This window comes from Agromyces neolithicus (assembly GCF_039529735.1).
GTDB lineage: Bacteria > Actinomycetota > Actinomycetes > Actinomycetales > Microbacteriaceae > Agromyces > Agromyces neolithicus.
On the sequence record NZ_BAAANJ010000029.1, the window covers coordinates 1 to 587 of the forward strand.

General features: G+C 68.3%; 1 protein-coding gene. It reads right to left on the bottom strand.

The annotated features are described in order from the left end of the window. On the bottom strand, positions 1 to 566 hold a 566-nt coding region (locus ABD164_RS17905; RefSeq protein WP_344298056.1), incomplete at its 3' end, for an ISAs1 family transposase. Positions 567 to 587 lie beyond the last annotated feature (21 nt).

Sequence of the window (587 nt, forward strand, 5' to 3'; positions counted from 1 at the left end):
TGCGCACCGCGGGCGTGCAACGCCTCGGCCTGCTGGCCCAGGGTATGCAGGGCGTCGGCGGTGACGATCATGCCGGTGATATCGCCGAGCTGGTCCAGCAATGTCGCGAAGTGTGGGATCTCGTTCGTCTTGGCTCCGACGTGTTCCTGCCCGATCACGCAGCCGGTGTCGTGATCGAACGCCGCCATCAGGAACACCCGGGACCCGACACCGTTCTTGGCGCCGCGGGCTTCTTTCCCATCGATCGCGACAGCCCTGGGCCGGCACCTGTCCCGCACCCACCCGGTCAGCGCAGCATCCAGGGCTTCCGCGTCCATGAGGGTGCACAGCCGGTGAATCGTCGCCAGCGACGGCACCCGCCCGGACGCGGTGACCGGCCGCTGCCGTGACGCGTGGGCGGCCCATTCCGCGATCATCGTGAAGCTCCGGGAGCCGGCCACGACAGCGCACACGACGACCGCGAGCACCTCGGCCAACGGATACCGTACGCCACGCTTCCGCCGCGGGTCTGGGATGGAGGCCAACACCTGCGCCAACGGCAACGGCGCCACATCAGGGTCGATCAATGCAACAGTCGAGGACGAGAT